22 protein-coding genes and 1 pseudogene are annotated in these 22,152 nt (G+C 71.1%); 8 read left to right on the top strand and 15 right to left on the bottom strand.

What is annotated here, in order from left to right; all coding sequences use genetic code 11:
- Positions 1 to 63: 63 nt before the first annotated feature.
- The gene (locus ACIQK6_RS37705; protein ID WP_329100914.1) at positions 64 to 2,466 is read right to left on the bottom strand and encodes a serine/threonine-protein kinase; all 2,403 of its coding nucleotides are present in this window, start codon (positions 2,464 to 2,466) and stop codon (positions 64 to 66) included.
- 283 nt (positions 2,467 to 2,749) lie between these two features.
- A complete protein-coding gene (locus ACIQK6_RS37700) occupies positions 2,750 to 3,556 on the bottom strand; it encodes a VOC family protein (RefSeq protein WP_329100912.1) in 807 nt (268 codons plus the stop codon).
- Between the two features lie 319 nt (positions 3,557 to 3,875).
- Between ACIQK6_RS37700 and ACIQK6_RS37695 the strand changes: the two genes are divergently transcribed.
- The gene (locus ACIQK6_RS37695; protein ID WP_189971482.1) at positions 3,876 to 4,523 is read left to right on the top strand and encodes a TetR family transcriptional regulator; all 648 of its coding nucleotides are present in this window, start codon (positions 3,876 to 3,878) and stop codon (positions 4,521 to 4,523) included.
- A 55-nt stretch (positions 4,524 to 4,578) separates the two neighbouring features.
- Here the strand turns inward: ACIQK6_RS37695 and ACIQK6_RS37690 are convergent, their stop codons facing one another.
- Both ACIQK6_RS37690 and ACIQK6_RS37685 read right to left on the bottom strand, forming a co-directional pair.
- A complete protein-coding gene (locus ACIQK6_RS37690) occupies positions 4,579 to 5,061 on the bottom strand; it encodes a nitroreductase family deazaflavin-dependent oxidoreductase (protein ID WP_329100907.1) in 483 nt (160 codons plus the stop codon).
- Positions 5,061 to 6,365, bottom strand: a complete 1,305-nt coding sequence (locus ACIQK6_RS37685; protein WP_329100905.1) for an acyl-CoA dehydrogenase family protein — start codon at positions 6,363 to 6,365, stop codon at positions 5,061 to 5,063. Before ACIQK6_RS37685 ends, ACIQK6_RS37690 begins: the two co-directional genes overlap by 1 nt.
- A 158-nt stretch (positions 6,366 to 6,523) precedes the next feature.
- Here ACIQK6_RS37685 and ACIQK6_RS37680 point away from each other — a divergent pair, with 158 nt between their 5' ends.
- Entirely contained in the window at positions 6,524 to 7,777 is a 1,254-nt protein-coding gene (locus ACIQK6_RS37680; RefSeq protein ID WP_329100904.1) for a thiolase C-terminal domain-containing protein, read from the top strand.
- A 46-nt stretch (positions 7,778 to 7,823) separates the two neighbouring features.
- Here the strand turns inward: ACIQK6_RS37680 and ACIQK6_RS37675 are convergent, their stop codons facing one another.
- Positions 7,824 to 8,030: a DUF4287 domain-containing protein gene (locus ACIQK6_RS37675; protein ID WP_327384749.1), complete on the bottom strand. Its 207-nt coding sequence runs from the start codon at positions 8,028 to 8,030 to the stop codon at positions 7,824 to 7,826.
- A 970-nt stretch (positions 8,031 to 9,000) separates the two neighbouring features.
- Complete coding sequence (locus ACIQK6_RS37670; protein ID WP_329100901.1) at positions 9,001 to 9,480, bottom strand: hypothetical protein; 480 nt, start codon at positions 9,478 to 9,480, stop codon at positions 9,001 to 9,003.
- A 518-nt stretch (positions 9,481 to 9,998) separates the two neighbouring features.
- Between ACIQK6_RS37670 and ACIQK6_RS37665 the strand changes: the two genes are divergently transcribed.
- Complete coding sequence (locus ACIQK6_RS37665; protein ID WP_329100900.1) at positions 9,999 to 10,700, top strand: pyridoxal 5'-phosphate synthase; 702 nt, start codon at positions 9,999 to 10,001, stop codon at positions 10,698 to 10,700.
- Between the two features lie 65 nt (positions 10,701 to 10,765).
- Here ACIQK6_RS37665 and ACIQK6_RS37660 read toward each other — a convergent pair whose 3' ends face one another.
- Together ACIQK6_RS37660 and ACIQK6_RS37655 are read right to left on the bottom strand one after the other, a co-directional pair.
- Complete coding sequence (locus ACIQK6_RS37660; protein WP_402696971.1) at positions 10,766 to 11,221, bottom strand: Zn-ribbon domain-containing OB-fold protein; 456 nt, start codon at positions 11,219 to 11,221, stop codon at positions 10,766 to 10,768.
- On the bottom strand, positions 11,185 to 11,637 hold the full coding sequence (locus ACIQK6_RS37655) for a DoxX family protein (protein ID WP_329100895.1): 453 nt from the start codon (positions 11,635 to 11,637) through the stop codon (positions 11,185 to 11,187). Before ACIQK6_RS37655 ends, ACIQK6_RS37660 begins: the two co-directional genes overlap by 37 nt.
- Positions 11,638 to 11,842: 205 nt before the next feature.
- On the opposite strand from ACIQK6_RS37655, the gene ACIQK6_RS37650 reads away from it, so the two are divergent.
- From ACIQK6_RS37650 to ACIQK6_RS37640, 3 genes are all read left to right on the top strand, one after another.
- Positions 11,843 to 13,042 carry a flavin-containing monooxygenase gene (locus ACIQK6_RS37650; protein ID WP_402696945.1) on the top strand — a complete coding sequence of 400 codons (1,200 nt, stop codon included), beginning with the start codon at positions 11,843 to 11,845 and terminating at the stop codon, positions 13,040 to 13,042.
- Positions 13,039 to 13,470 carry a hypothetical protein gene (locus ACIQK6_RS37645; protein WP_329100891.1) on the top strand — a complete coding sequence of 144 codons (432 nt, stop codon included), beginning with the start codon at positions 13,039 to 13,041 and terminating at the stop codon, positions 13,468 to 13,470. The genes ACIQK6_RS37650 and ACIQK6_RS37645 overlap by 4 nt, the downstream gene beginning before the upstream one ends.
- A 392-nt stretch (positions 13,471 to 13,862) precedes the next feature.
- Positions 13,863 to 14,198: a hypothetical protein gene (locus ACIQK6_RS37640; protein WP_402696943.1), complete on the top strand. Its 336-nt coding sequence runs from the start codon at positions 13,863 to 13,865 to the stop codon at positions 14,196 to 14,198.
- 443 nt (positions 14,199 to 14,641) lie between these two features.
- Here ACIQK6_RS37640 and ACIQK6_RS37635 read toward each other — a convergent pair whose 3' ends face one another.
- The 4 genes and pseudogenes from ACIQK6_RS37635 to ACIQK6_RS37620 all read right to left on the bottom strand — a co-directional run.
- Positions 14,642 to 15,325 carry a hypothetical protein gene (locus ACIQK6_RS37635; RefSeq protein ID WP_402696942.1) on the bottom strand — a complete coding sequence of 228 codons (684 nt, stop codon included), beginning with the start codon at positions 15,323 to 15,325 and terminating at the stop codon, positions 14,642 to 14,644.
- Between the two features lie 266 nt (positions 15,326 to 15,591).
- Positions 15,592 to 15,954, bottom strand: a complete 363-nt coding sequence (locus ACIQK6_RS37630; RefSeq protein WP_327380642.1) for a hypothetical protein — start codon at positions 15,952 to 15,954, stop codon at positions 15,592 to 15,594.
- Positions 15,955 to 16,024: 70 nt separating this feature from the next.
- Positions 16,025 to 17,140, bottom strand: a complete 1,116-nt coding sequence (locus tag ACIQK6_RS37625) for a transposase (RefSeq protein ID WP_402696941.1) — start codon at positions 17,138 to 17,140, stop codon at positions 16,025 to 16,027.
- 220 nt (positions 17,141 to 17,360) lie between these two features.
- Positions 17,361 to 17,450: pseudogene (locus ACIQK6_RS37620) on the bottom strand (hypothetical protein); the annotation flags it as partial.
- Positions 17,451 to 17,771: 321 nt separating this feature from the next.
- Here ACIQK6_RS37620 and ACIQK6_RS37615 point away from each other — a divergent pair.
- Complete coding sequence (locus tag ACIQK6_RS37615) at positions 17,772 to 18,128, top strand: VOC family protein (RefSeq protein WP_402696940.1); 357 nt, start codon at positions 17,772 to 17,774, stop codon at positions 18,126 to 18,128.
- On the opposite strand, the gene ACIQK6_RS37610 is transcribed toward ACIQK6_RS37615, so the two are convergent.
- Genes ACIQK6_RS37610 through ACIQK6_RS37600 form a run of 3 tightly spaced genes read right to left on the bottom strand, consistent with a single transcriptional unit; the run spans position 18,125 to position 20,941 of the window.
- Positions 18,125 to 19,579, bottom strand: coding sequence for a hypothetical protein (locus tag ACIQK6_RS37610; RefSeq protein ID WP_402696939.1), 1,455 nt, complete (start codon positions 19,577 to 19,579; stop codon positions 18,125 to 18,127). The two genes, ACIQK6_RS37615 and ACIQK6_RS37610, sit on opposite strands and share 4 nt — an antisense overlap.
- Positions 19,580 to 19,632: 53 nt before the next feature.
- Positions 19,633 to 20,460, bottom strand: a complete 828-nt coding sequence (locus ACIQK6_RS37605; protein WP_329100876.1) for a transposase family protein — start codon at positions 20,458 to 20,460, stop codon at positions 19,633 to 19,635.
- A 58-nt stretch (positions 20,461 to 20,518) separates the two neighbouring features.
- A complete protein-coding gene (locus ACIQK6_RS37600; RefSeq protein ID WP_329100875.1) occupies positions 20,519 to 20,941 on the bottom strand; it encodes a hypothetical protein in 423 nt (140 codons plus the stop codon).
- A 41-nt stretch (positions 20,942 to 20,982) separates the two neighbouring features.
- Between ACIQK6_RS37600 and ACIQK6_RS37595 the strand changes: the two genes are divergently transcribed.
- Entirely contained in the window at positions 20,983 to 22,095 is a 1,113-nt protein-coding gene (locus ACIQK6_RS37595; protein WP_402696969.1) for an RNA-guided endonuclease InsQ/TnpB family protein, read from the top strand.
- The last annotated feature ends 57 nt before the right edge of the window (positions 22,096 to 22,152 follow it).

Here is a 22,152-nt window from a genome sequence, read left to right as displayed (position 1 = left end):
CCATCCTGTCACTCCCGGTGCGGTGCGCTACCCGGCGGGGCCGCAGCCCCGCCTCCGGGCAGGTCAGCCGCTCGTACGGGTGCCCGTCCCCTTCGCCGCGTCCAGGGCGTACACGCAGCGGTCCTTGCTGCATGCGTAGACCACGCCCGCCTCCGCCACCGGGGCGCCCGTGATCTCGCCGCCCGTGGCCAGCTTCCAGCGCAGCTGGCCGCCCGCCGCGTCCAGGGTGTACAGGCAGTGGTCGGCCGAACCGAAGTGCACCCGGCCGTCCGCGACCGCCGGCAGGCCGGTGATCTCGCCGCCCGCCGCGAACCGCCACTTCGGAGTGCCGGTGACCGCGTCGAGCGTGTACAGGGCGCTGCCCGCGCCCAGGTGGACGTTGCCGTTCGCGACCACCACCGGGTCCGGGGACTGCCGTCCCTCGGTCGCGATCCGCCAGCGGTCCTGACCGGTGGCCGCGTCGAGGGCGTAGACCGTGCCCAGGTAGTCGACGAGGTAGACCCCGCCGCCCGTGATGGCCGCGCCGGGCGCGAAGGCCGGGGGCGCCAGGAAGACCGCGGGGGCCTCGAAGTGCCAGCGGACCCGGCCCGAGGCCCGGTCCACCGAGATGACCCGGGTGCCGGCCGCGACGTACACGTTGCCGTCCGCGGCCGGAGTGACCCGTACGGGCACGTTCCCGCAGGAGGCCGCGTCACCGATCGGGTAGGACCAGGACTCGCGGCCGGTGCGGGCGTCCAGGGCGCGCAGCCGGGCGTCCTGCCACACGTACACCGTGCCGTCGTGGAGGACGGGGGCCGCCTCCGGGGTCTCGAAGTCGCTCTGCGCGCCGGTCAGCTCCCACAGCTTGTGGCCGGTGGAGGCCTCCCGGCCCTGTACGCCGCCGCCGCGGCTGGCGGTGACGACGGTGCCGCGCTCGGCGCGCAGGGCGTACACCCAGGCGTCGGTGGACAGCCGCCACCGCTCGGAGCCGTCGCCGGCGTCGAGCGCGTAGAGGGACGGGCCGTCGGAGGCGTGGATCCGGCCGTCGGCGACCGCCATGGACCAGGCGACGTCGCGGGTCTTGAACTGGCGCCGGCCGCTCGCCACGTCCAGGGCGTGGACCTCGAAGGAGGTCACGTACAGCAGGTTCCCGGCAACGGTCGGCGTGCCCCACACCTCGTTGGACATGCGGAAGCGCCACGGCCGCCAGCGGCCGCTGTCCGGGGCCGGACCGGGGCTCGGTACGGGCTGCACCGCCGACGGGGTGGCCACCGACCCGCCGGGCGGGCGGATCCAGCCGGTCGCCGAGTCCGCGGCGGCCGGGGAGGCGTGTGCGGCCGGGGCCGCGGCGGTCGCGCGCGGCCCGGGCCCGATCGGCACCGGCGAGCCGCCCAGGCGGACCGGCTCGCCCGAGGGCACCGGAGACCTCGGCGGGTGGTGCGGGCGCTGCGGGACGGCCTGGCCGGTCCGCGGGTCCACCCAGGAGTCGGCCCCGCGCGGACGCCGGTGCGTGACGGCCTCGGCGGCCGCCCCGCGGCCCCCGGAGCCCGATCCGGGCGCCGGCAATGCGGGGAGCGGCGCGGGCGGCGTACGGTGCCCCGCACGCCGTGCCTCGATCATCGCGACGGCCCTGGCGGGCAGCCACGCCGAGGCGGTGCCGCTGTCGTCGCCGCCGTCGAACAGGTGCGGGGCGAGCTGCGCCTGCAGGTCGGCCGGGGTGGGCCGGAGCGTGGCGTCCATCTGCATGCAGGAGTCGATCAGCGGCCGCAGCTCGGCCGGGAGGCCCTCCAGGTTGGGGCCCTCGCGCAGCAGCATGAAGACCGTCTCCACCGGGTTCGCGCCGTGGTAGGGCGGGTGCCCGGTGGCGGCGAAGACGAGGGTGGAGCCGAGCGAGAAGACGTCGCTGGCGCCCTTGACGCTGCGCGAGTCCTTGGCCTGCTCGGGCGACATGTAGGCGGGGGTGCCGACGGCGACGTTCGTCATGGTCAGGCGGGTGTTGGAAACCCCGCTCGCGATACCGAAGTCGATCACGCGCGGGCCGTCCTCGACGACGAGCACGTTGGACGGCTTCAGGTCGCGGTGGACCAGGCCGGCGCCGTGGATGGACTGCAGGGCCTCGGCGATGCCGGCCGCGAGCCACCGTACGGCCTGGGCGGGCATGGGCCCGCACTCGTTGACGATCTCCTCCAGGGAGGGCGCCGGGACGTAGGCGGTCGCCAGCCACGGCACCGCGGCGCGCGGGTCGGCGTCGACCACGGCCGCGGTGTAGAAGCCGGACACCGCGCGGGCCGCCTCCACCTCGCGGGTGAAGCGGACCCGGAAGAGCTGGTCCTCGGCAAGCTCGGTGCGCACCGTCTTGATCGCGACCCGCCGTCCGGACGCGGACCGCGCGAGATAGACCAGCCCCATGCCGCCGGCGCCGAGCCGTCCCAGCACCTCGAAGGGGCCGATCCGTCTCGGGTCGTGCTGCGTCAGCTGCTCCACCACTCGCCTCCACACCTCCCCGTACGGGCCACTCAGCGGGCCCGCATCCACCGGCACGGGGCCCTGCCCCGTGCAGCGTCTCACTCCGGGCGCCGCCCGGGTCGAGCAACCCCGATTCTGTCAGGCCCGGACCCGGTCCGGCCCCGGCACGTCGAGCGGGGTGGTGTGATCTGCTCGACGATCCCTCCGGGACCGGGGGGACACGGGCCGGATGCGGGCCCGATGCGGGCCGGATGCGGGCCGGATGCGGGCCCCGCGGCCCGGCGGGTGGGGGGTACTCGACCGGTCATGCGTCCGGCTGCGCGCCCGGCTGCGTACGGGGTTCCGAGAGCAGCCCGAAGACCGCCCCCTGGTTGTCGGCGACGACCGCGATCCGCCCGTAGGGGGTGTCGAAGGGATCGGCGGTGACCCGGCCGCCGAGCCGCTGCACCGTGGCGACGGACCGGTCGCAGTCCGGTACGGCGAAGTAGGCGAGGAAGTGCGCGGGCATCGCTTCGGGGAAGGCGTCGGTGATCAGGCTGCGACCGAGGACGGCGGTGTCCGTGCCGGGCGCGGTTCCGGGCGGGGACCAGATGCGGTACTCGACGCCGGCGTCGTCCTGGTCCTGCGGGACGTAGCCGAAGACCTTGGCGTAGAAGGCGTCGACGGCGTCGCGGGCGCGGGTGTAGACCTCGCTCCAGCAGTACGTGTACGGCTCCTGCTGGGCCTCGAAGCCGTGGTGGGTGCCGGGCTGCCACAGGCCGAAGACGGCGCCGCCGGGGTCGGCGGCCATCGCCGCGGTGCCGTACGGGCCGACCGGCATCGGGTCCATCACCATCTGGCCGCCGGCGGCGCGGATGCGTTGGGCGCAGGCGTAGGCGTCGGTGGTGTAGAGGTAGATCCCCCAGACGGTGGGCATGCGGCCGTCGGGCTTGGGGGCGAGGGCGGCGACGTTGCGGCCACGGCTGTAGGCCTGGGTGTAGTGGCCGTACTCGGCGCCCGCAGCGTCGGCGAAGGTCCATCCGAAGAGCTCACCGTAGAAGCGCTTGCCCCCCTCGACGTCCGGAAGCGAGGCGTCCACCCAGCAGGGGGCGCCTTCCACGAATGCGGCCATGGGCCCGTTTCCTTCCGTTGTGCGGGGGTGTGTACCCTCCCAACCCTCTCAGCCATGATCCGCCCGAAAACTTGTCCACAGCCTGTTGATAAGACTATTCGGGGGAAATCCCATGGAACCGGGCGACACGCCCGGGCCGGGGCGGGGGGCGGGGGTGGCGCGGGGACACGGCCCGGCCGGGGGCGCGCGGGGGCCGATTTCCGTCCGGAATGCGCCTGCCCTACCGCCCGGGAGCCCCTTCGGCCCAGGCCAGGGGCCCCGTAACCCCATTTGCAGGCGGCCGAATAGCGCCCCGATCACCCCTCGGTAAGCTGACGGCATGACAGGACAAGTACGCACCGTCGACGGGCGTGTCGCCGGCCGGCGCGGCCAGGCGACGCGGCAGAAGCTGCTCGACTGCCTCGGCGAGATGCTCAGCTCCTCGCCGTACCGCGACGTCAAAGTGATCGACGTCGCCCGCAAGGCCGGTACCTCCCCCGCGACCTTCTACCAGTACTTCCCGGACGTCGAGGGCGCCGTCCTGGAGATCGCCGAACAAATGGCCACCGAGGGCGCACAGTTGACGTCGCTCGTCGAGGGCCGGACCTGGGTCGGCAAGTCAGGGTGGGCCGCCGCCGAGGAACTCGTCGAGGGCTTCCTGGAGTTCTGGCGCCGCAACGACGCGATCCTGCGGGTCGTCGACCTCGGCGCGGCCGAAGGCGACAAGCGCTTCTACAAGATCCGCATGAAGATCCTGAACTCGGTCACCAACTCCCTCACCGAATCGATGAAGGAGCTCCAGGCCAAGGGCAAGGTCGACAAGGACATCAGCCCCGCGGCGATGGCCGGTTCGCTGGTCGCGATGCTGGCCGCGGTCGCCTCGCACCAGAAGGGCTTCCAGACCTGGGGCGTCAAGCAGGCCGAGCTCAAGCCGAACCTGGCGCTGCTCGTCCACCTCGGCATCACGGGCAAGAAGCCGACGAAGTAGCGGCGGCCCCCGGACGCCCTCCAGGGGCCCGCCGACCACGCCCGATCGCCTGCGATCAGCGACGCTCCAGGCGGAACAACCGGATCTCGCGCTCGATGCGCGCCTGGTACGTCGCGTAGGGCGGCCAGAACCCCAGCACCGCCCGCCACGCCTCCGCGCGTTCCTCACCCGCCAGCAGCCGGGCCCGGACGGGGATGTCCCGACCTTGCCAACTCACGTCCGCGTCCGGGTGCTTGAGTAGGTTCCCGGTCCATGCCGGATGCCCGGGCCGGCCGAAGTTGGAGCCGATCAGGATCCACGTCGTCCCGCCGTCCTCCGGCATGCAGGCGAGCGGGGTCGTGCGCGGCTCACCGGTCTTGGCACCCTTGGCGGTGAGGATCACGCCCGGCAGCATCTGGGCGCTGAGGATGACCTTGCCGCGGGTCAACTTGTGCACCGCCTTGTCCAGGGCGGGGATGAAGTGCGGTGCGATCTTGGCGAAGAGCACGGTCGAGGAGATCTTCTGCATCAGCTTGACGCCGGGAGCCACGCGAGCCATCAGACGGCCACCTTCTCTTGTGCGGGCGGGGGTGTGGGCTCGGGCGAAGGTTTCGACGGAGGTTTTGGTGGAGCCGGAGCCGGAGCCGCCGCCGGGTCCGCGAACAGGCCCGCGCGGTCGGCGGCGTGCGCCCGCAACCGGTGGACCGGGCCGAACAGCAGCTCGTCGGCCGCCGCCCGCTTGAAGTAGAGGTGCGCGTCGTGCTCCCAGGTGAAGCCTATGCCGCCGTGCAGCTGGATCGCCTCGCCCGCGGTCACCCGTAGCGCCTCCAGGGCCTGGGCCAGCGCGAGGCCGCCCTGGTCGGGGTCCCAGGCGGCGTAGTAGGCCGCCGAGCGGGCCGCCTGCACCTGCACGTACAGGTCGGCGAGGCGGTGCTTGACCGCCTGGAAGGAGCCGATCGCCCGGCCGAACTGCTCGCGCTGGCGTACGTACTCCACCGTGCGGGCCAGCGCCTGACCGGCCGCGCCGACCGCCTCGGCGGCCAGTACGGCAGCGGCGGTGCGCCCCGTGGCGGCGAGCGCGCCGAGCACATCGACCCCTTCGGCCCCTTCGACCCCTTCGACCCCGAGCAACTCCGCCGGCACGTCCCGCAGTTCGATCCTGGCTTGCGGGCGGGTCTCGTCCAGGACGACCTGCCGGGACCGTACGAGCCCCGGCGCGTCCTCCCGCACGAGGAACAGCAGCGTGCGGCTGCACGCGAAGCCGCCGGTGTGCGCGGCGACCAACAGGAGCCCGGCGCTGTGACCGTCGAGCACCTGGGCGACCTCCCCGTACAGCCGCCAGCCGGCGCCGGTATCGGCGGCGGTGGTATCGGCGGCGGCGGCAACGGCGCGGGCCTGGACGCCGCCCGCGCGACCGCCGCCGGACCACTGTCCGGCGGCGTCCTCCCCGGTCAGTGCGAGGGCGGTGGCCAGCGCCGGGCCGCTGATGGCGAGGGCGGCGGTCAACCCGCCCGTCGCCAGCAGCGGGAGCAGCGCGGAGCGCTGGGCGTCCGTGCCGAGGGCGGCGATCAGGGGCGCGCACAGCGCGGCGGTGGCCAGCAGCGGCGAGGGCAGCAGCGCCCGGCCCGTCTCCTCGCAGGCCAGGGCCAGGTCGGCGGGGGCGCAGCCGACGCCGCCGTACTCCTCGGCGACGGCGATGCCCGGCAGCCCGAGCTGCCGGGCCAGCTGCTGCCAGAGCTCGCGGTCGTGCCCAGCGGCGGTGCGGACGGCCGCCTTGACCTCGTCGGGGCCGCAGCGTTTGCCCAGGATCTCGCGCAGGGTACGGCGCATCTCGTCCTGCTCCGCGGTGAAGGCGGCATCCATCGTCGAGCTCCTCCCGGGGGCACCTCCCAGCGGTAGCTGGGCTGTATCTGACGGGCCGTCATGTTAGGCCCGACGGGGTCAGATGCACAGGGGGCTACGGGAGTCGGTTGCGCGGCGGGGTCTAGCGTCTGACACTTCGTCAGATATACGGTCCCCTCATGCCTGGACCCACATCCGGACCCTTCTCCGGACCCACGATCGGCCCCACGACAGGCCCCGCGACAGGACCCACGACCGGCCCCGCACCTCGCACCCGCCGGCGGGTCGCGGTGGTCGGCGTCGCCCTTTCGGACTGCGGCCGGGTCGACGGCCCCACCCCCTACGCCCTGCACGCACAGGCCGCCCGGCGCGCCCTGGCCGACTCCGGCCTGCAACGTTCCGTCATCGACGGCTTCGCCTCGGCCGGCCTCGGCACGCTCGCACCGGTCGAGGTGGCCGAGTACCTGGGTCTGCGCCCCACCTGGGTCGACTCCACCTCGGTCGGCGGCTCGACCTGGGAGGTCATGGCCGCCCACGCGGCGGACGCGATCGCCGCCGGGCACGCCAACGCCGTGCTCCTGGTCTACGGCTCCACGGCCCGCGCGGACATCAAGGCGCGGCGCCGCACCTCCAACCTCTCCTTCGGAGCGCGGGGACCGCTGCAGTTCGAGGTCCCGTACGGCCACACGCTGATCTCCAAGTACGCCATGGCCGCCCGTCGCCACATGCACGAGTACGGGACGACGCTGGAGCAGCTCGCCGCCGTGGCCGTACAGGCCCGGGCGAACGCGGCCACGAACCCGGACGCCATGTTCCGCGACCCGATCACGGTCGAGGACGTGCTCGGCGGGGACATGATCGCCGACCCCTTCACCAAGCTGCACTGCTGCATCCGCTCGGACGGCGGCTGCGCGGTGCTCCTGGCGGCGGAGGACTACGTACCGGACACCGCGAAGGCCCCCGTCTGGATCTTGGGGGCCGGTACGTCCGTCTCCCACACCACCATGTCGGAGTGGGAGGACTTCACGGTGTCCCCGGCGGCGGTCTCGGGCCGCATCGCCTTCGAGCGGGCCGGCCTCACCCCGGCGGACGTGGACCTCGCGGAGATCTACGACGCGTTCACCTACATGACCCTGGTGACCCTGGAGGACCTCGGCTTCTGCGCGAAGGGCGAGGGCGGGGCGTTCGTGGAGAAGGGCCGCCTGCTGCGTGACGGGGAACTCCCGGTCAACACCGACGGCGGCGGCCTCTCGGCCTGCCACCCCGGCATGCGCGGCCTGTTCCTCCTGGTCGAGGCGGTCCGCCAACTCCGCGGCGAGGCGGGGGCCGGCCAGGTCACCAAAGCCGGCGGCCGCCTCCCGGAGGTCGCCCTGGCCTCGGGCACGGGCGGCTGGTTCTGCTCGTCGGGAACGGTCCTGCTGGGGCGGGGGTGACCGGCCCCCGGCCCGGGTGCGGTCTTGCCGGGACGGCTACTTGCTCTTACTTGCCCTCGGCGAGGGTGTGCGCCACGAGCGCGTTGGCGTGACCGTGCCCCAGACCGTGCTCGGCCTTGAGCCACGAGACGAGCTCCATGTGCTTCGTCAGCGGCGAGGACCGGATGAGGTCCTGCCACTCCCCGATCGGACGTCCGTACTTCTTCTCGATCGAGGGGAAGTAGCTGGCGGGGCCCTTGACTGTCTCGGCCATGATGCGTGTCCCTCCGGGGGTGCGTGCGGGTGTGTGCGCGGGGCGGGGTACGGAGTGGTGCGGTCTCGTACGTATGACTGCGTCGGGGAGGAAAACTCATCGGTGGGGCGAAAGATTTCTTCGGGGGCGGGGCGGGGCGGGGCCACCCGGCCGGCATCAGGGATGCGTATGGGGTTTTCCCGTCAGTCCGATCGTCTCCGGGGCGGGCCGGTCCCTCAAGGGCGCTCCTCCGTCGCGTCGCTTCGCGATGGCCTTCGGCCACCCTTGACCGACCGTCCCGCCACGGAGAACCGAAGACTGCCGAGAAACCCCCAAAAGAACGAGCCGGGTGTTCAAGGACCAGGGCGGGGCGGTCGGAGACGCCCGTCCCCGTCCGGAGTGAAGAGCCGCGGCCGAGAGACGGGGCCCGTCCAGACCCGGGCCCGGGTCAGTGGGCGCGTCCGATCGCTACGCGCTCGTCACCGCTCAGCGTCCGACGGCCGTCTTGGGCCGAACATAGGCCGCCCACGGCCTCGGGTCCGGCGCTCGACCTGCGTCCGACGACCGGCCGGGGCTGGAAATAGGCCGCCTCAGATTGCCACGCTCTTCTCAACGACCCCGACCGGCTGTCCACGTCACTTGCTGTCCGTCGCGCGTGGGTGCCCGGTTCCGGCAAAGGTGATCCAACAGGTGTCACGAGCCGTGTCCACGAGGTACCAAATCCGACCGCCTCCCGTCACCTCGATCTGCCACTGCGCACACGTCTGTCCACGGTGAATTCCGTGGGACAGAGTTCCCTTGAGACGGTGGTGACGAGATGTTTCGACCGCGGGCCTGGGTTCCGTGCGCATCATGACCCAGGCGCGGTACGTGTTCTCACGTGCTTGCTGGGCGAGACATTCCCAGCCCTTCGCCGATGCGGCATCGGCGAAGCGGACATCCCATTGACCCTCAGGTGCCGGAGGTGCGGCTCGGTCACCGCGTCCTGTGGTCAACGGACGTCAAGCGGGTCGGATGCGGGGCCGTAGTCCGCACCGTGGTCCGTCGTCAGTGCCGACAGGAGAACAGGATCGGAATGCACCTCGGCCGTGTGCTGCCAGGCGATGAGCAACTGAGCGACGGACGCGTTGTTGCCGATCGAGTCGGCGGCGCGCATGGTGTCGACCAATTCCACAGCAAAGGCATGGACGTCCGGCTCAGGAAGGAAACGGACCCAGGGAAATGCCTCCGGCAGTATGTCGAGGAGCAACTCCATGCTGCCGGGCTCTCGCCTCGCCATGGCTGACAGCATCTTTGTGGCGGCCGAGACCACGGTCTGGTCCTGCTCGGCTCTGGCCGCGGTGGTGAGGACCAAATCCTCACCGTCCCTACGGTGCAGCAGCAACCGTGGTGACTCCTTGAGCCGAGCCAGAGTCTGCTTGTTCTTGTTGACCAGCTCGGAGAAGTTCACGGCGGCGTTCTCGGCACTCATGACTTTGAAACTACTTCGAAAGCAATGGACCCGCCATCGCCCGCACGAGGGACAGAGACGGGACCAACCCCGGACGGCCGTCGGACGCGTGCAGGAGGAACGCCAGCGGGTCGTGGGCGGCCTATGTCCGGCCCGAGACGGGGTGGAGACGCTGAGCAATGGGGAGCGCGTAGCGATCGGACGCGCTCCCCCCGACGCGGCAAGTGGCTGTCGTGGGTCCCGTCTGGGCACCGTGCCCTGCCGGTATCTGCCTGGGTGTCTCCGACGGCCCGTCCCTGAAGCTTGGACCGGCCCGTTCTTTTGGGGGTTTCTCGGCAGTCTTCGGTTCTCCGTGGCGGGACGGTCGGTCAAGGGTGGAGCGCAGCGACATCGCGAAGCGACGCGACGGAGGAGCGCCCTTGAGGGACCGGCCCGACACGGAGACGATCGGACTGACGGGAAAACCCCATGCACAACTCTGATACCGCCCCGGCGACCCCCGCCCGCCGAAGCCCGCCCGCCCTGGTTCCATAGGCCTCATGACGAGCGAGACCAGCGGTTCCGGCCGGGCCGGCGAAGTCGCCACCGACGCCTTCCACTCCACCCTGCACTCCCTGCGCGTATGGGACTCCCCCTTGCCCGACTTCGACCCGGAGGCTGCCCCCGCCGAGCCCGTTGCTCTGTTCCGGGAGTGGTTCGTGCATGCCGCGCGGGCGGGGCAGTTGGAGCCGCACACGATGGGTCTGGCGACCGTGGACGGGGACGGGCGGCCCGATGTGCGGACGTTGATGCTGCACGACGTCGACGCGCGCGGCTGGCACTTCGCCTCGCACGCCACCAGCGCCAAGGGCGTGCAGCTGGCCGGGCACCCGGAGGCCGCCCTCGGGTTCTACTGGCCGACCGTGGGCCGCCAGGTCCGCGTCCGGGGCCGGGTCGCCGCCTGCGGGCCGGAGGAGAGCCGGGCGGACCTGGCGGTCCGCTCGCGGGGTGCGCTCGCCGCCGCGCTCACCGGGCGGCAGAGCGAGGTGCTCGGCTCGGTGGCGGAGCTGGCGCGGGTCTCGGCTGCCGCCTGGGAGCGGGCCGGCGTCGAGCCGGACGCGCCGGCCCCGACCTGGACGCGGTACGTACTGGAGCCCACCGAGGTGGAGTTCTTCCAGGGGGACGCCGCGCGCCGGCACGTCCGCCTGCGGTACTCCCGTACCGCGGGCGGGTCCTGGGACCGCGAGCTGCTCTGGCCCTGATCCCCGGCCCGAGTGACCCCCGCCCGGAAGACCCGGGCCCGGAAGACCCCCGGCCCGGAGGGCCCTCAGTCCGGTGCCGGCCGAAAGACCGCCACCCGCACCCCGTCCGCGGCCTCGCGGAAGGTGACCGTCAGCGGCATGCCGATGCGCAGGTCCGCCGCCTCGCAGTCCACCACCTCGGTCATCATCCGCGGGCCCTCGGCGAGGTCGACGACGGCCGCCGCGTACGGGACGCGCGTACCGAACGGCGGGAGGTCGTTGCGGTGGATGACCGACCACGTGTAGAGGGTCGCCCGGCCGCTCGCCGGCTCCCACGTCACGCGGTCCTCGCCCGCCCAGCAGAACGGGCAGAACTCGCGCGGGTAGTGGTGCGCCCGCCCGCAGTCGGCGCAGCGCCGCAGCAGCAGCCGGCCCTCCGATGCCGCGTCCCAGTAGGGGCGGGTGAAGTCGTCCGCCTCGGGGAGGTCGTACCGGACCGCGCCGCTCACGGGAACAGTCCGATCGCCGCGTCGAGGGACCAGGTCTGCCAGGACATGGCGAGGAGCGCGACGAGGGAGATGAGCGCCATCATCGCGTTCTGGCCCTGCTCGGCCCAGTCGTGGATCATCAGCACCAGGTAGAGCAGGTTCAGCAGGAGTCCGCCGATCAGTGCGACCGGGGTCAGGAAGCCGAGTACGAGGCCCAACCCGAGGGCGAGTTCCGCGTAGACGACGGTGTACGCCATCGCCTTCGGCCGCGGTGCGACGACCAGCTCGAAGCCGCCCTTGACGAAGGTCCACCGGTGTTTGCCGGCGACGTCGGCGGCCCAGGCGATGCCGGTGCCGCGCTCGAACCAGCCCTTCTTGTCCTTGTGCCGCCAGCTCTCCAGCCACCACAGGCCGAGGCCTATCCGGAGCACGGCGAGCCATTCGGCCCCACTGAGCCAGATGGTCTGCATCGGCGGCCCCCACCCCTCTCGCGATCGACGCGCACGCTCTATCTGACGGTACGTCAGTTGAGCGGATCCGAGGCGATCGCGCAAGGCCCCGGCCGGCCGGGGATCCGCGCTCCTGCGGCCACCGTGCGCGCCCGTGATCGATCCGCAATCGATTCCCCGCCCGACCGAGACCCATCAACCCAGCGTGGCGATACGATCACACCTCATGCCCGGAGACCCCACAGCACCCGACATGACCACCCGCCCCCGCCCCGTGTACGTCATCGGGGCCGGCCCCGGCGGCCTCGCCGCCGCCGCCGCGCTGCGCGCCCGCGGGGTCCGTGCGGTGGTCGTCGAGAAGTCCGACGAGGTCGGCGCATCCTGGCGGCAGCACTACGACCGGCTGCGCCTGCACACCACGCGCCGGCTCTCCGCCCTCCCGGGCCTGGCCATGCCGCGCCGCTTCGGGCGCTGGGTCGCCCGCGACGACGTCGTGCGCTACCTGGAGAAGTACGCCGAGTTCCACGAGCTGGAGCTGGTCACCGGCGTGGAGGTGACCCGGATCGAGCCCGCCGCGCCCGAGGGCGAAGGCGAGGGTGAGGGCGGCTGGACCCTGCACGCCAGCGGCGGCCGGGAGCTGGCGGCTTCGGCCGTCGTCATCGCCACCGGGTACAACCACACGCCGGCGCTGCCCGACTGGCCGGGCCGGGACGCGTACGAGGGCCGACTGCTGCACGCCCGCGCGTACCGCAACCCCCGGCCGTACGCCGGCCAGGACGTCCTCGTCGTCGGCGTCGGCAACACCGGCGCCGAGATAGCCGTCGACCTCGTCGAGGGCGGCGCGGCACGGGTGCGGCTCGCCGTGCGCACCGCGCCGCACATCATGCGCCGCTCCACCGCCGGCTGGCCGGCCCAACGCAGCGGGATCCTGGTGCGCCGACTGCCGGTGTGGCTCGTGGACCGGGTGGGTCGGCTCGCCGCCGGGGTCTCCGTACCGGACCTGTCGGCGTACGGGCTTCCGCGCCCGGCCGCCGGGCTGTACAGCAGGGTGAAGCAGGGGTCGATACCGGTTCAGGACGTCGGCCTGATCGACGCGGTCCGCAGCGGCAGGGTCGAGCCGGTGGCCGCCGTCGAGTCCTTCGACGGCGCCGAGGTGGTGCTCGCGGACGGCTCGCGGATCACCCCGGACGCGGTGATCGCGGCGACCGGCTACCGCCGGGGGTTGGAGGGGCTGGTCGGCCACCTCGGGGTGCTCGACGAGCGCGGCCGTCCGCGCACGCACGGCGCCCGCACCCCCGAGCAGGCCCGCGGCCTTTACTTCACCGGATTCTCCAACCCCATCAGCGGCATGTTCCGGGAGATGGCCCTGGACGCGGAGAAGATCGCCGGGGCCATCGCCCGCCGCGCCGCAAAGGGGGCGCGGTGAGCAACTCCGACGCCGCCGCCGTCCTGAGGACACCGGACCTGGCGCGGGCGCTGCGCGCCGTGCGCACCCTGCTGGACATCGCGGACACCACGGGCGGGGAGGTCGACTTCGAGGCGGTGATCCGGTCGCCGGAGGTTCTGGCCCGTGTGCGCGAGGTGCTGCCCGCCCTGAAGTGGTCGGCCGCGGCCGGAAGGGAGCACGGCTCGTCGGACGCCGGCGACGACCCGGTGCGGTGCCTGCCGGTCTCGGTCTTCGACTTGTGCCACCCGCTCGATCTCGCCGAGCCGTTCGTCGCCGCGCTGTGTCCCGACCCGGCGGCCGTCCGGTTCGATCTGAACGCCTGGCCCGAGGTGCCCGAGGCCGGGCTGGAGTACGTCTCGCAGAAGTACGCGTACCTCACGCTCTCGGTCAACTCCCGCTACCTCTAACAGTGCGAGCTGTCCGAGGACCACCCCCTCCACGTCCACGTGCGGAACACCGCGCTCGCCGAGGACACCGCCCGCATCGTGTGGCTCGCCGATCAGGTCGGCGGCCGGTTCACCGGCCGGGTGGAGACGGCGCTGCTGTGAGCGACCGGGGCTGCCGGGCTGCCGGGCGGGACGGACCCGCCCGGTCGTCGTGTCGGCCGAATCCCGCCCTGGACCGGTCCGGGCGGGATCTGTCACCGTTCACTTCACCGGAATTCTCTCAGGAGGCCGCGGCCTTGGGGCCGGGGAGGAATGGGTGCTTGGGTCGCAGGCGCGGAGCGCTGGAGGTCGGTTCGCATCTGGTCCGACCTGTGCTTTCGGCTGTTGTCATTGGTCGGGGATAGGTTGTTGGGATGGTGACGACGCAGATGGCGGGGGATTCCGGACATGCCCGGTGGACCTTCCGCGTGCGCGTGTCGTCCACTGCGCTCGCCGCCCTGACGGCGGAGTGGGACCGGTGTCGCTGGGTGTGGAACGAGTGCTGCGCGAAGTCGAAGCAGACGCACCTGTGGAACAAGGACCGGCCCGAGGGCGTCGACAAGCAGACCTGTGGTCCGGCCCAGCTCGACAAGATGCTGACCGAGGCCCGAACAAAGAAGCTCCGCCATCTTGAAGTGGCTGGTCAGCGGGGTGGCGTGACCTCGTTTCGGGGTGCTCGTGCTGGTCGTGGGCGGCAGTCTGTGTTGTAGATCGTCCGGCGGGGTGGTTGTACCGATGAGTTCACTGTCCTCGAACGGTCTACCCAGCGACACGACTGGCTTTGTAGGCAAGTTCCAGGAACGTCTGTTGCTCAGCGCCAGAAACGCCCGGTTCTGCGGGAGAGTGATGTCGCTGAGATGAGATTCGAGAACACCTCGGTGCTTGCTTCGGGACCATGATCGTGCTGCGCAGGGACCTGGTGCTGCCGAAGCCGATCTGTACGCGGCCACCTGCCGTGACGCAAAGGCCGGCCTGTCGCTGCGTGCGGTCACGACGTCCTGCACTGCGCGCACGGTGGTCACATGGTGGAGGCCATCATCGCCACGAAGATGAGGCCCGCCGTGACGGCCCACAGCAGCAAGGTCCCGATGGTGGCTGCCACACGTGTGAAGGGGCGACGGACAACGCCCGGGTGGCCGGGGCTGTCCGGGTGTTAGCTGATCTCGATCTGGCTCGCGAAGTTGCTCCGGTAGCAGCTGTGGGTCTGGCCGCTGGAGTCCGTGTACGCGTACTCCTCCGCCTTGCCGGTGTATGGACGGGTGCGCAAGGCCATCACCGTGATGGCGTGCCGCGGGAACAGCCACATCTGGAAGGTCCCGTACGTCGCGGCGGCACTCGCGACGTTGAAGAGCACGGTCACGAGTCCCGCGGGGACCGCGAGGAGGAGCATGCCCGCCTCTCCCTTCATGACGACCAGCACGCAGGTCAGGATGAGCGTGACGACACCAGGCCCGAACGCGATCGCGAGCGAGGCGATGTCCTGCGCCTTCGCGCCGGCGCTGAGGGACGGAGGGCGCAACGAGCGGGTCGTCACGAGCGACGCGCCATCGAAGGACGGGTCCGGCTCCGGCAACTCGGCCAGGGCCGTGCCCACCGCCATCGCGAACAGGTCTGCGGCAGCCTCGCTGACACCATCGATCCGGTACGTAACGGGCGTGCCGCCGGCCGGGACCCGCAGTTCGACAGATACGGCACGACGGTTCGGTATGACGTCGCGGATGGCCCGCAGGGGGATGAGTAGCTCTTCGTCCCTGCGGCGCAGCGTCAGTGCGTCGTCCTCGTGACGGAGAACGGCGCCGCCGCCGCGCAGGACAGGGATGGAGGGTGTGGTCGACATTGACGTGATCGTAAGGGGTGATCACTAACCCTGACACGACGCTGCCCTCGTAGGTTGGCGTCACTGTCCCTACTTCTCGCCAACATCCGTGGCGCCAACCACCCATCACCGTTCCTGGAACGCGGCAACAACTGTTCCTGGTTCTCGGTTCTGGCACAGATCTTGGGGAGCGGTCGCGGAGAGCGACGGTGCCGTTCGATTACAGGGGGAGGGGCGCGAGCCCAGGGCCCCCTGTTTCAGTGCCCCTTTGGTCGCTCATCCGGCACTCATCGATCGCATGGGCACAGGATCCGGTGTGCGTCGATCAGTGTGAAGGTGTCTTCGCTCCAAGAGCAGACCTCAAGCCACGCCAGATACCCGTCCTCGGCGAACACCAGAACCTCGCCGGCGGTCTCTCCGTCCGCGCCGAACAGTTCCATGTCGGCCACCACCTGCGTGCCCGTAAGCGCGGGTGCAGGTGAAACACCGTCCGCATCGAGACTGAAGTACGTCGAACCGCAGCCGCACGCACAGCACTTCTCCAGTCGGAGATGCCGCATCTGCCGATGCAGCGCGAGACCTGGGTCCACCACCATGCTCAAAACGGTGTCCAGTACGTGAGCAACGTCAGTAGGCAACACTCTGGTCATGTCTGCAAGGTATCTGACCTGCGCAGTACTTCTCGGTTCTCGCGCAGCTCTTGGGGAGCGTCTCGTAGTGCTACTGGAGCAGGATCATCTTTCGGAGAAGTTCGAATCCGGCGCGGCCATAGAGCTGCCGCTTGATCTTCTTGATGCGGTTGACGGCTCCCTCGATACTGCCGGAGCTCCAGTTGAGAGTGAGACCGGCTGTCACTGCGTCGAGGTCTCGGAGCAGATGGAGTGCGAAGCCGGTGAGGCCGGGTAGCTGGCTGGCGTCGACGGCATCGATCCAGGTGGGGAGTGTGGCGCCGAGGCGTCCGGTGAGGATCTCGCCGAACTCGCGGACATGCCTGGAGGCCGTGTCAAGTTCAGGGCAGCGGGCAAGGATGCCCTTCAGTCCGGCGCGGTCATCTTCGGTCAGGGCGGTGGGGTGGCGAGTGAGCCAGCCGGTCACCTGCCGCACCGACGGCGGCCGCGGTGCCGCGTCGGCCGGAGTCCTGCGGAGGGTCGCGATGTGGGCGCGGACCATCTGGTAGGTGACGGGCGCGTTGGCGGCAATGAGTTCGCCGTGCAGTCGGGTGACGCTGGTGCATCCCTCGGCGAATCGCCGCTCCAGGTAGGGCTTGTAGGGGTCCAGCTTGCTGGACCGGGGCCGGTTCTCGCGAAAGGTGTCCTGCCAGCGTGCGGCGTTCGCGTACCGGAGCACGGTGTTGAGACCCCAGCCCAGGTGCCGAGCAATCGCCCGGCGTGAGTGGCCTTGGGCGAGGAGCTCGTGGACCAGGGCGTGTGCTGCCTTCTTCCGTTCGGCCCGCCGGCCGACAGGTGCCGAGTCGTCCTGCGGCCGAGCGGGGTCGGGACGGGTCGCGCCTGGCAGTGTGCCGGTGGGCGACGGGCTGCGCAGGCAGTCGCGGTGGGCGGCGACGCAGGTCTCAACGGCTCGGCCGAGGCCCTGCCACAGATGGAACCGGTCGGCGACCTGCAGAGCGCCGGGGGCGCCGCGGCGGGCGCCCTCGGCGTATGCGCCAGCTCGGTCCCGGCAGATGATCTCCACGCCTGGGTGCTGGATCAGCCAGGCGGCCAGTGGCCCGGCTTCGCGGGTCGGGAGCACATCGACCACGCGATGGTCTTCGACGCTGGTCAAGACGGTGGAGTAGGTCTGGCCGCGACGGATCGCGAAGTCGTCCACGCCCAGCACACGCGGCGTGCTGGGCGGCCAGCCGGGCCCCGGCCCGCCCGGCCAGCGCGAGCCCCACCCGCTCCAGGGCGCGGTTGAGCCGCGTTGTAAACCGTGCGTGAGGGACGGCCAGCCGTGAGAACGGCTCGGCGAACGTCCGGCGCGGGCAGTCCGCCGCTCCGCAGATGAAGCGCCGGACCGTCAGCAGGATCACGAAGCCCCGTTCAGCGAGCGGAAGGTCTTTCAGCCTGCGTTGGTACCGGTCGTGGACTCGGTCCGAGAAGCGACCACAGTCCGGACATGCCGCCCCCACCGCGCGGCCTCTCGCCATCACCTCGACTGTGCCGAACGCGGCCGTCACCGCCTCGACGTCCACATCGTCGATCCCGTCGAACACCAGCGAGTCCCAGAACGGTGCATCGGTCTGCATGACCAGCACCATCACCGCCCACAACCGAGCGCAGCAGCGGCAGGCAGGCACCTGAGGGAGCGTCAATTCTGATCGAGGGATGCCAAGGCGTACGCGGTCTCACGCGAAGCGTCTCCTCGCAATCGAACAACGGGGTAACGCTCCGCGACGACTCCCCAAGATCTGTGCCAGAACCTGGTTCTCACCTATGTAGCCAACACGACCGTTCTCGGCAGGAGTACCATGTCCACCATCCAGCCAGTGATCTTTACTGCCAACCAGGACGTTCTGCTCGGCTTCTATACGAAATTGTTCGGCGCTGAGGAGATCTTCCGGGTACCGGCGGAAGGCCCGGCCTTCTACCTCGGCTTGCGCATCGGCGACACCGACCTCGGGCTGGTGGCCAAGGCGAACCTGGGGACCGGGGCGGCGTCGCGGATCCTGCTCAGCATCGGTGTCGACGATGTCGACGAGACGCTCGGCCGGGTGGAGGCGCTGGGCGGCTCGGTCCGCAGCGGCCCCAACGACATGCCGTGGGGACAGCGCGTCGCCCACATCCAAGACCCCGACGGCAACCCGGTGAACCTCACTCAGTACTAGGCCGGGCCCAGTTCCGGGTCGCGGGTTTCGTGGACTTCCCAGTGGCCCAGGCGGTCCGTGAGGGCCGCTCGGCGGCGGGCCAGGAAGACGAAGGCGGCGACGGCGGTGGTTGCGGCGGCTGCGGTCGTGGACAGTGCGGCGCCCCAGGACATCGGGACCATCAGGACGTAGGTGGCGAGGGCGTAGGACAGTAGCAGGCCGCCGAGCCAGGGCCAGTGGGCGCCCGGCAGCACGGTGGTGGGGGTGGGGGCGAGGACGGTACGGCGATTTGGGTCGGGCTGTACGGGGGTCGCGGGGGCGAGGATTCGCTCGAAGTCGGCGCGGTCCAGTTCCAGCCACGCCGCCTCGCCTTCGTCGGTGACGAAGACGACCGGCTGGTTGTTCCTGATCAGGCGCCAGTTGCGGGCGCCGCACAGCCAGCCCGGCCGTTCGCCCATGGTGGCCGCGAGCAGGGAGAGCGCGTGGGGCGGGCCGCCGCGGTTGGCGGCCAGTACCTCGGAGCCGTCCTCCAGTGCGAAGCGCAGCTTGTGGTCCGAGGTCACGCGGACGGTGCCGTCGACGTCGCCGAGCGACACGTGGTCGCCGCGCCGGGCCGAGGTGATCCGTGCACGGACGGCGGGCAGGGCCGATCCGCCGGCCGCGTCCTCGCGGAGGGTCCGAGCGGCGGCGTCGGCCTTCGGGGCGTACCAGGTCACGCGCAGCACCCAGATGTACAGCAGGAGGCCGCCGGGAACGAAGGCGGCCACCGTGAGATAGGGCGGCAGGGAGAGCGCGAACGGGGAGTCCGTCTCCGCGTACCGGCCGATCTGGCCGGAGTAGTCCACCACGCCGCCGAGTTCGGGTGCCGAGGGGGCGTACAGGACGATCACGGGTCTGGGCGAGCTGCGCCTGCTCCCCCCTCCCCGCATCCCGAAGTGGCCGTTGAGCACCGCGACCCGCCCGGTGACCCGGTGACCGTCCGGGGCGAGGACGGGGACTTCGACCGTCACGTCACCGCTGGACATCGCGACTTTCGGGTCGTCTCTCGTCAGCCGGTGAACGTCGACGATCGTGCCCTCGGCGGTTTCGGCGCCGGCCTTCTGTATCGCGGCGATGCGCCTGAGGTCGTCGCCGTCCGGCCGGATCGCCAGCTCGGTCGCCACGGACAGGGCGGGCAGTATCACGGCCACGCCCAGCAGCCACGGTGTGATGCGGCGGATCCACTGCGGCTCGACGGGCAGGTGTGCGGGCGGTGGCGTGGGATCGGCCTGCTGAGGGGCCGCAACGCGGACCGGCCGGGAACCCGACCACACCCATACGGCGCCCAGGACCAGAGCCACGGCCCCGAGTACGGCCACGTCCGGCCGGTACGCGGACATACCCGCCCGCAGCAGCAGTGTCCAGATCGCCAGCACTGCGAACAGCAGCGCGCCCCCACCCGAAGTCCTGGTCAGCCAGGTGTTTCTCGCCATGATCGCGGACTGTACCAACGCCGGTGCGCGGGGCGGCAGGCCCGCGGTAGAGATCAATTGTCTGTAGTGGCCTCGATGTTCGTCAAGACGAGCAGCGCGCGAAACAGGTGGGTGGCGCGGGCGGGGTCAGTACGGAGCTTGGTGAGGATCCGCCAGTTCTTCAGGTGGGCAAAGCCGCGTTCGACGGGGACGCGTCCGGCGGCCAGGACCCGGTTGGCCTCCTTCTCGGCGGGGGTGAGCTTGCGGGCGCGGGTGGCCTTGAAGCCGGTGACGACCACGGGATCGTCCAGGCCGAGGAAGCCGAGGTCTGCCAGGGCGCCGAGGCCGGCAGCACGCAGGTGGGCCAGGATGCGGTCGCGGCGGGCGGCGGTGATGTCGTGGGTGCGGCCGGGCCGGGCGGCCGATATCCACACCAGACGGCCCCGCTCGTCGGTCAGCGCGAGGACGTGCAGGCCGTGGCGGCGATGCTTGCCGGAGTAATTTGGGCGGTTCGCCTCTCCGGTACGGCGCTGGGTGGGGATGAGGGTGCCGTCGATCAGGACGACCTCGCCGCCCTGCCGGGCGATCTTCTTCAGGGCGCGGTCCAGGCGAGGGGCCTTCGCGGCCAGCAGGTGGATCAGCTCGTCGCGCCAGCACCGGATGGTGGTGGCGGAGATGTCGTTGCCGCCGGCCATGTCGGCCAGGCGCTGATCGTGCCGCAGCACAGCCAAGACGATCACCGCGATCCTCCCGGGCGGCAGCGCCCGCCACCTCGACCGTATCGCTTTGAGATGGCGTCGCAGCAGGTCGGAGAGGTAGTTCAGGGTGTGCGTGGACAGCGGCAGGCGGCACTGGTAGACGAGGGACACAGTGTCCCCAGCGTGCTCTTTGGTTTTCGTCATACAATTCCAACAGCCGCCGGGGGCACCTTGGTTACGCCCCGATCTCCGTGCGGACCGTTCACGGGCGGGTGGTGAACTTCCCATCGGGTCGTTTGTGCAGCCAGCCGCGGTCGGCCAGCTTCGTGAGCTTCCCGCGCAACGGCTCCAGCTTGCCCCGTACCCCGGTGTCCAAGCCCAGCAACTTGCCGAGCTGCCGGGTGGAGACCGGGCCGGCGGCCTGCCGCACCGCGGTCAGGATGCGCTGATACTCCGCCGGCAGTGCGGACTCAGCCACCCCCGGACCATGGTCCGGGACCAGCCGCACCGCCCGACCTGCCACCTGGACCACCGGCGACCCGGCCTCCGTGCGCTCGTCGGCGAGCTGCTCGCTCATCCGCTGCCACACCCGCTCGGCCACGGCCAGCTCATCGCGCTCAGCTCGCACCTCCGACAGCTCCGCACGCCGCGCGGCGATCCGCTCCAACACCTCGGGATCCATCATGGGCCGGAGCGTAGGAGCGGCACCCGCGACGACGGACGGGAATCCACAAACCCACTCCTGCCAGACGATCTACACCCCAGACTGCCGCCCACGACCAGCACGAGCACCCCGAAACGACATCACACCAGCACCCTGACCAGCCACTTCAAGATGGCGCAGCTTCAAAGAACACCTGGCTTCGGGATGGATCCTCGGTTCCGCAGCAGCAGTTGATCCGGGACTTCGGCAAGTCCAAGGCCAGGGCGCAGAAGGACATCCGCGCACGACTGCCCATGGCGCGTCGGGCCGGGATGCCGAAGTGGAAGAAGAAGCGGGAGGCGCTGCCGTCCCTCAACTACACCCGGCGCGGTTTTCGGTTGAAGGACGGGAATCTGCACCTGGCGGGCGGGATCGCCCTGACGGTCGTGTGGTCGCGCGGCCTCCCTGCCGACCCGACCTCCGTGCGTGTCTACCGGGACAGTCTCGGGCACTGGTACTGCTCGTTCGTCGTCCCCGCCGAGGTCGAGCCGCTTGCGGAAACCGGCGCGGTGATCGGTATCGACTGGGGTGTGAAGGAGACCGCGACCACCACCAGCGATGCCCACGACCTCCCGCACTCCGAGCACGGCAAGAAGGCCGCCGTCGGCCTCGCGCGCTACCAGCGGATGATGGCCCGCCGAAAACCGAAGAAGGGCAAGCCCTGCTCGAAGGGCTACGAGCGGGCGAAGAGGCGAGTCGCGAAGCTGTACAAGAAGGTGGCCCGGCAGCGCCAGGACACCGGCCGTAAATGGGCCAAGCGTGTGGTCCGCAACCACGACGCCCTGGCGGTGGAGGACTTCCGCCCGAAGTTCCTCGCCAAGTCCACCATGGCGCGGAAGGCGGCCGACGCGGCGATCTCCGCGACGAAGACGGCCCTGGTCGAGATGGGCCGAAAGCACGGCCGTGCCGTGCACCTAGTACACCCCGCGCACACCACCATGGATTGCGCGCAGTGCGGAGCGAGAACCAAGCACGCACTCCCCCTCTCGGAACGAACCTATGCCTGCACCGTGTGCGGAGCCGTGTCCCCCAGGGACAAGAACTCCGCCCGCGTGATGCTGGTCCGGGCTGGTCTCAACCCGGCTGGTGCCGAGGGCGTAAGACCGCCTGGGGCGCTGCCCCGGGTGGCTGCCTGAGCCAGAAATCCCCGATCAGCCCTGGAGGGTGAAGAATCCCCTCCCTTCAGGGAGGGG

Source organism: Streptomyces sp. NPDC091682 (genome assembly GCF_044756625.1).
Classification (GTDB): Bacteria; Actinomycetota; Actinomycetes; order Streptomycetales; family Streptomycetaceae; genus Streptomyces.
The sequence above is the reverse complement of the archived record's forward strand: the minus strand, read 5'-3'. Positions and strand labels throughout refer to the sequence as shown.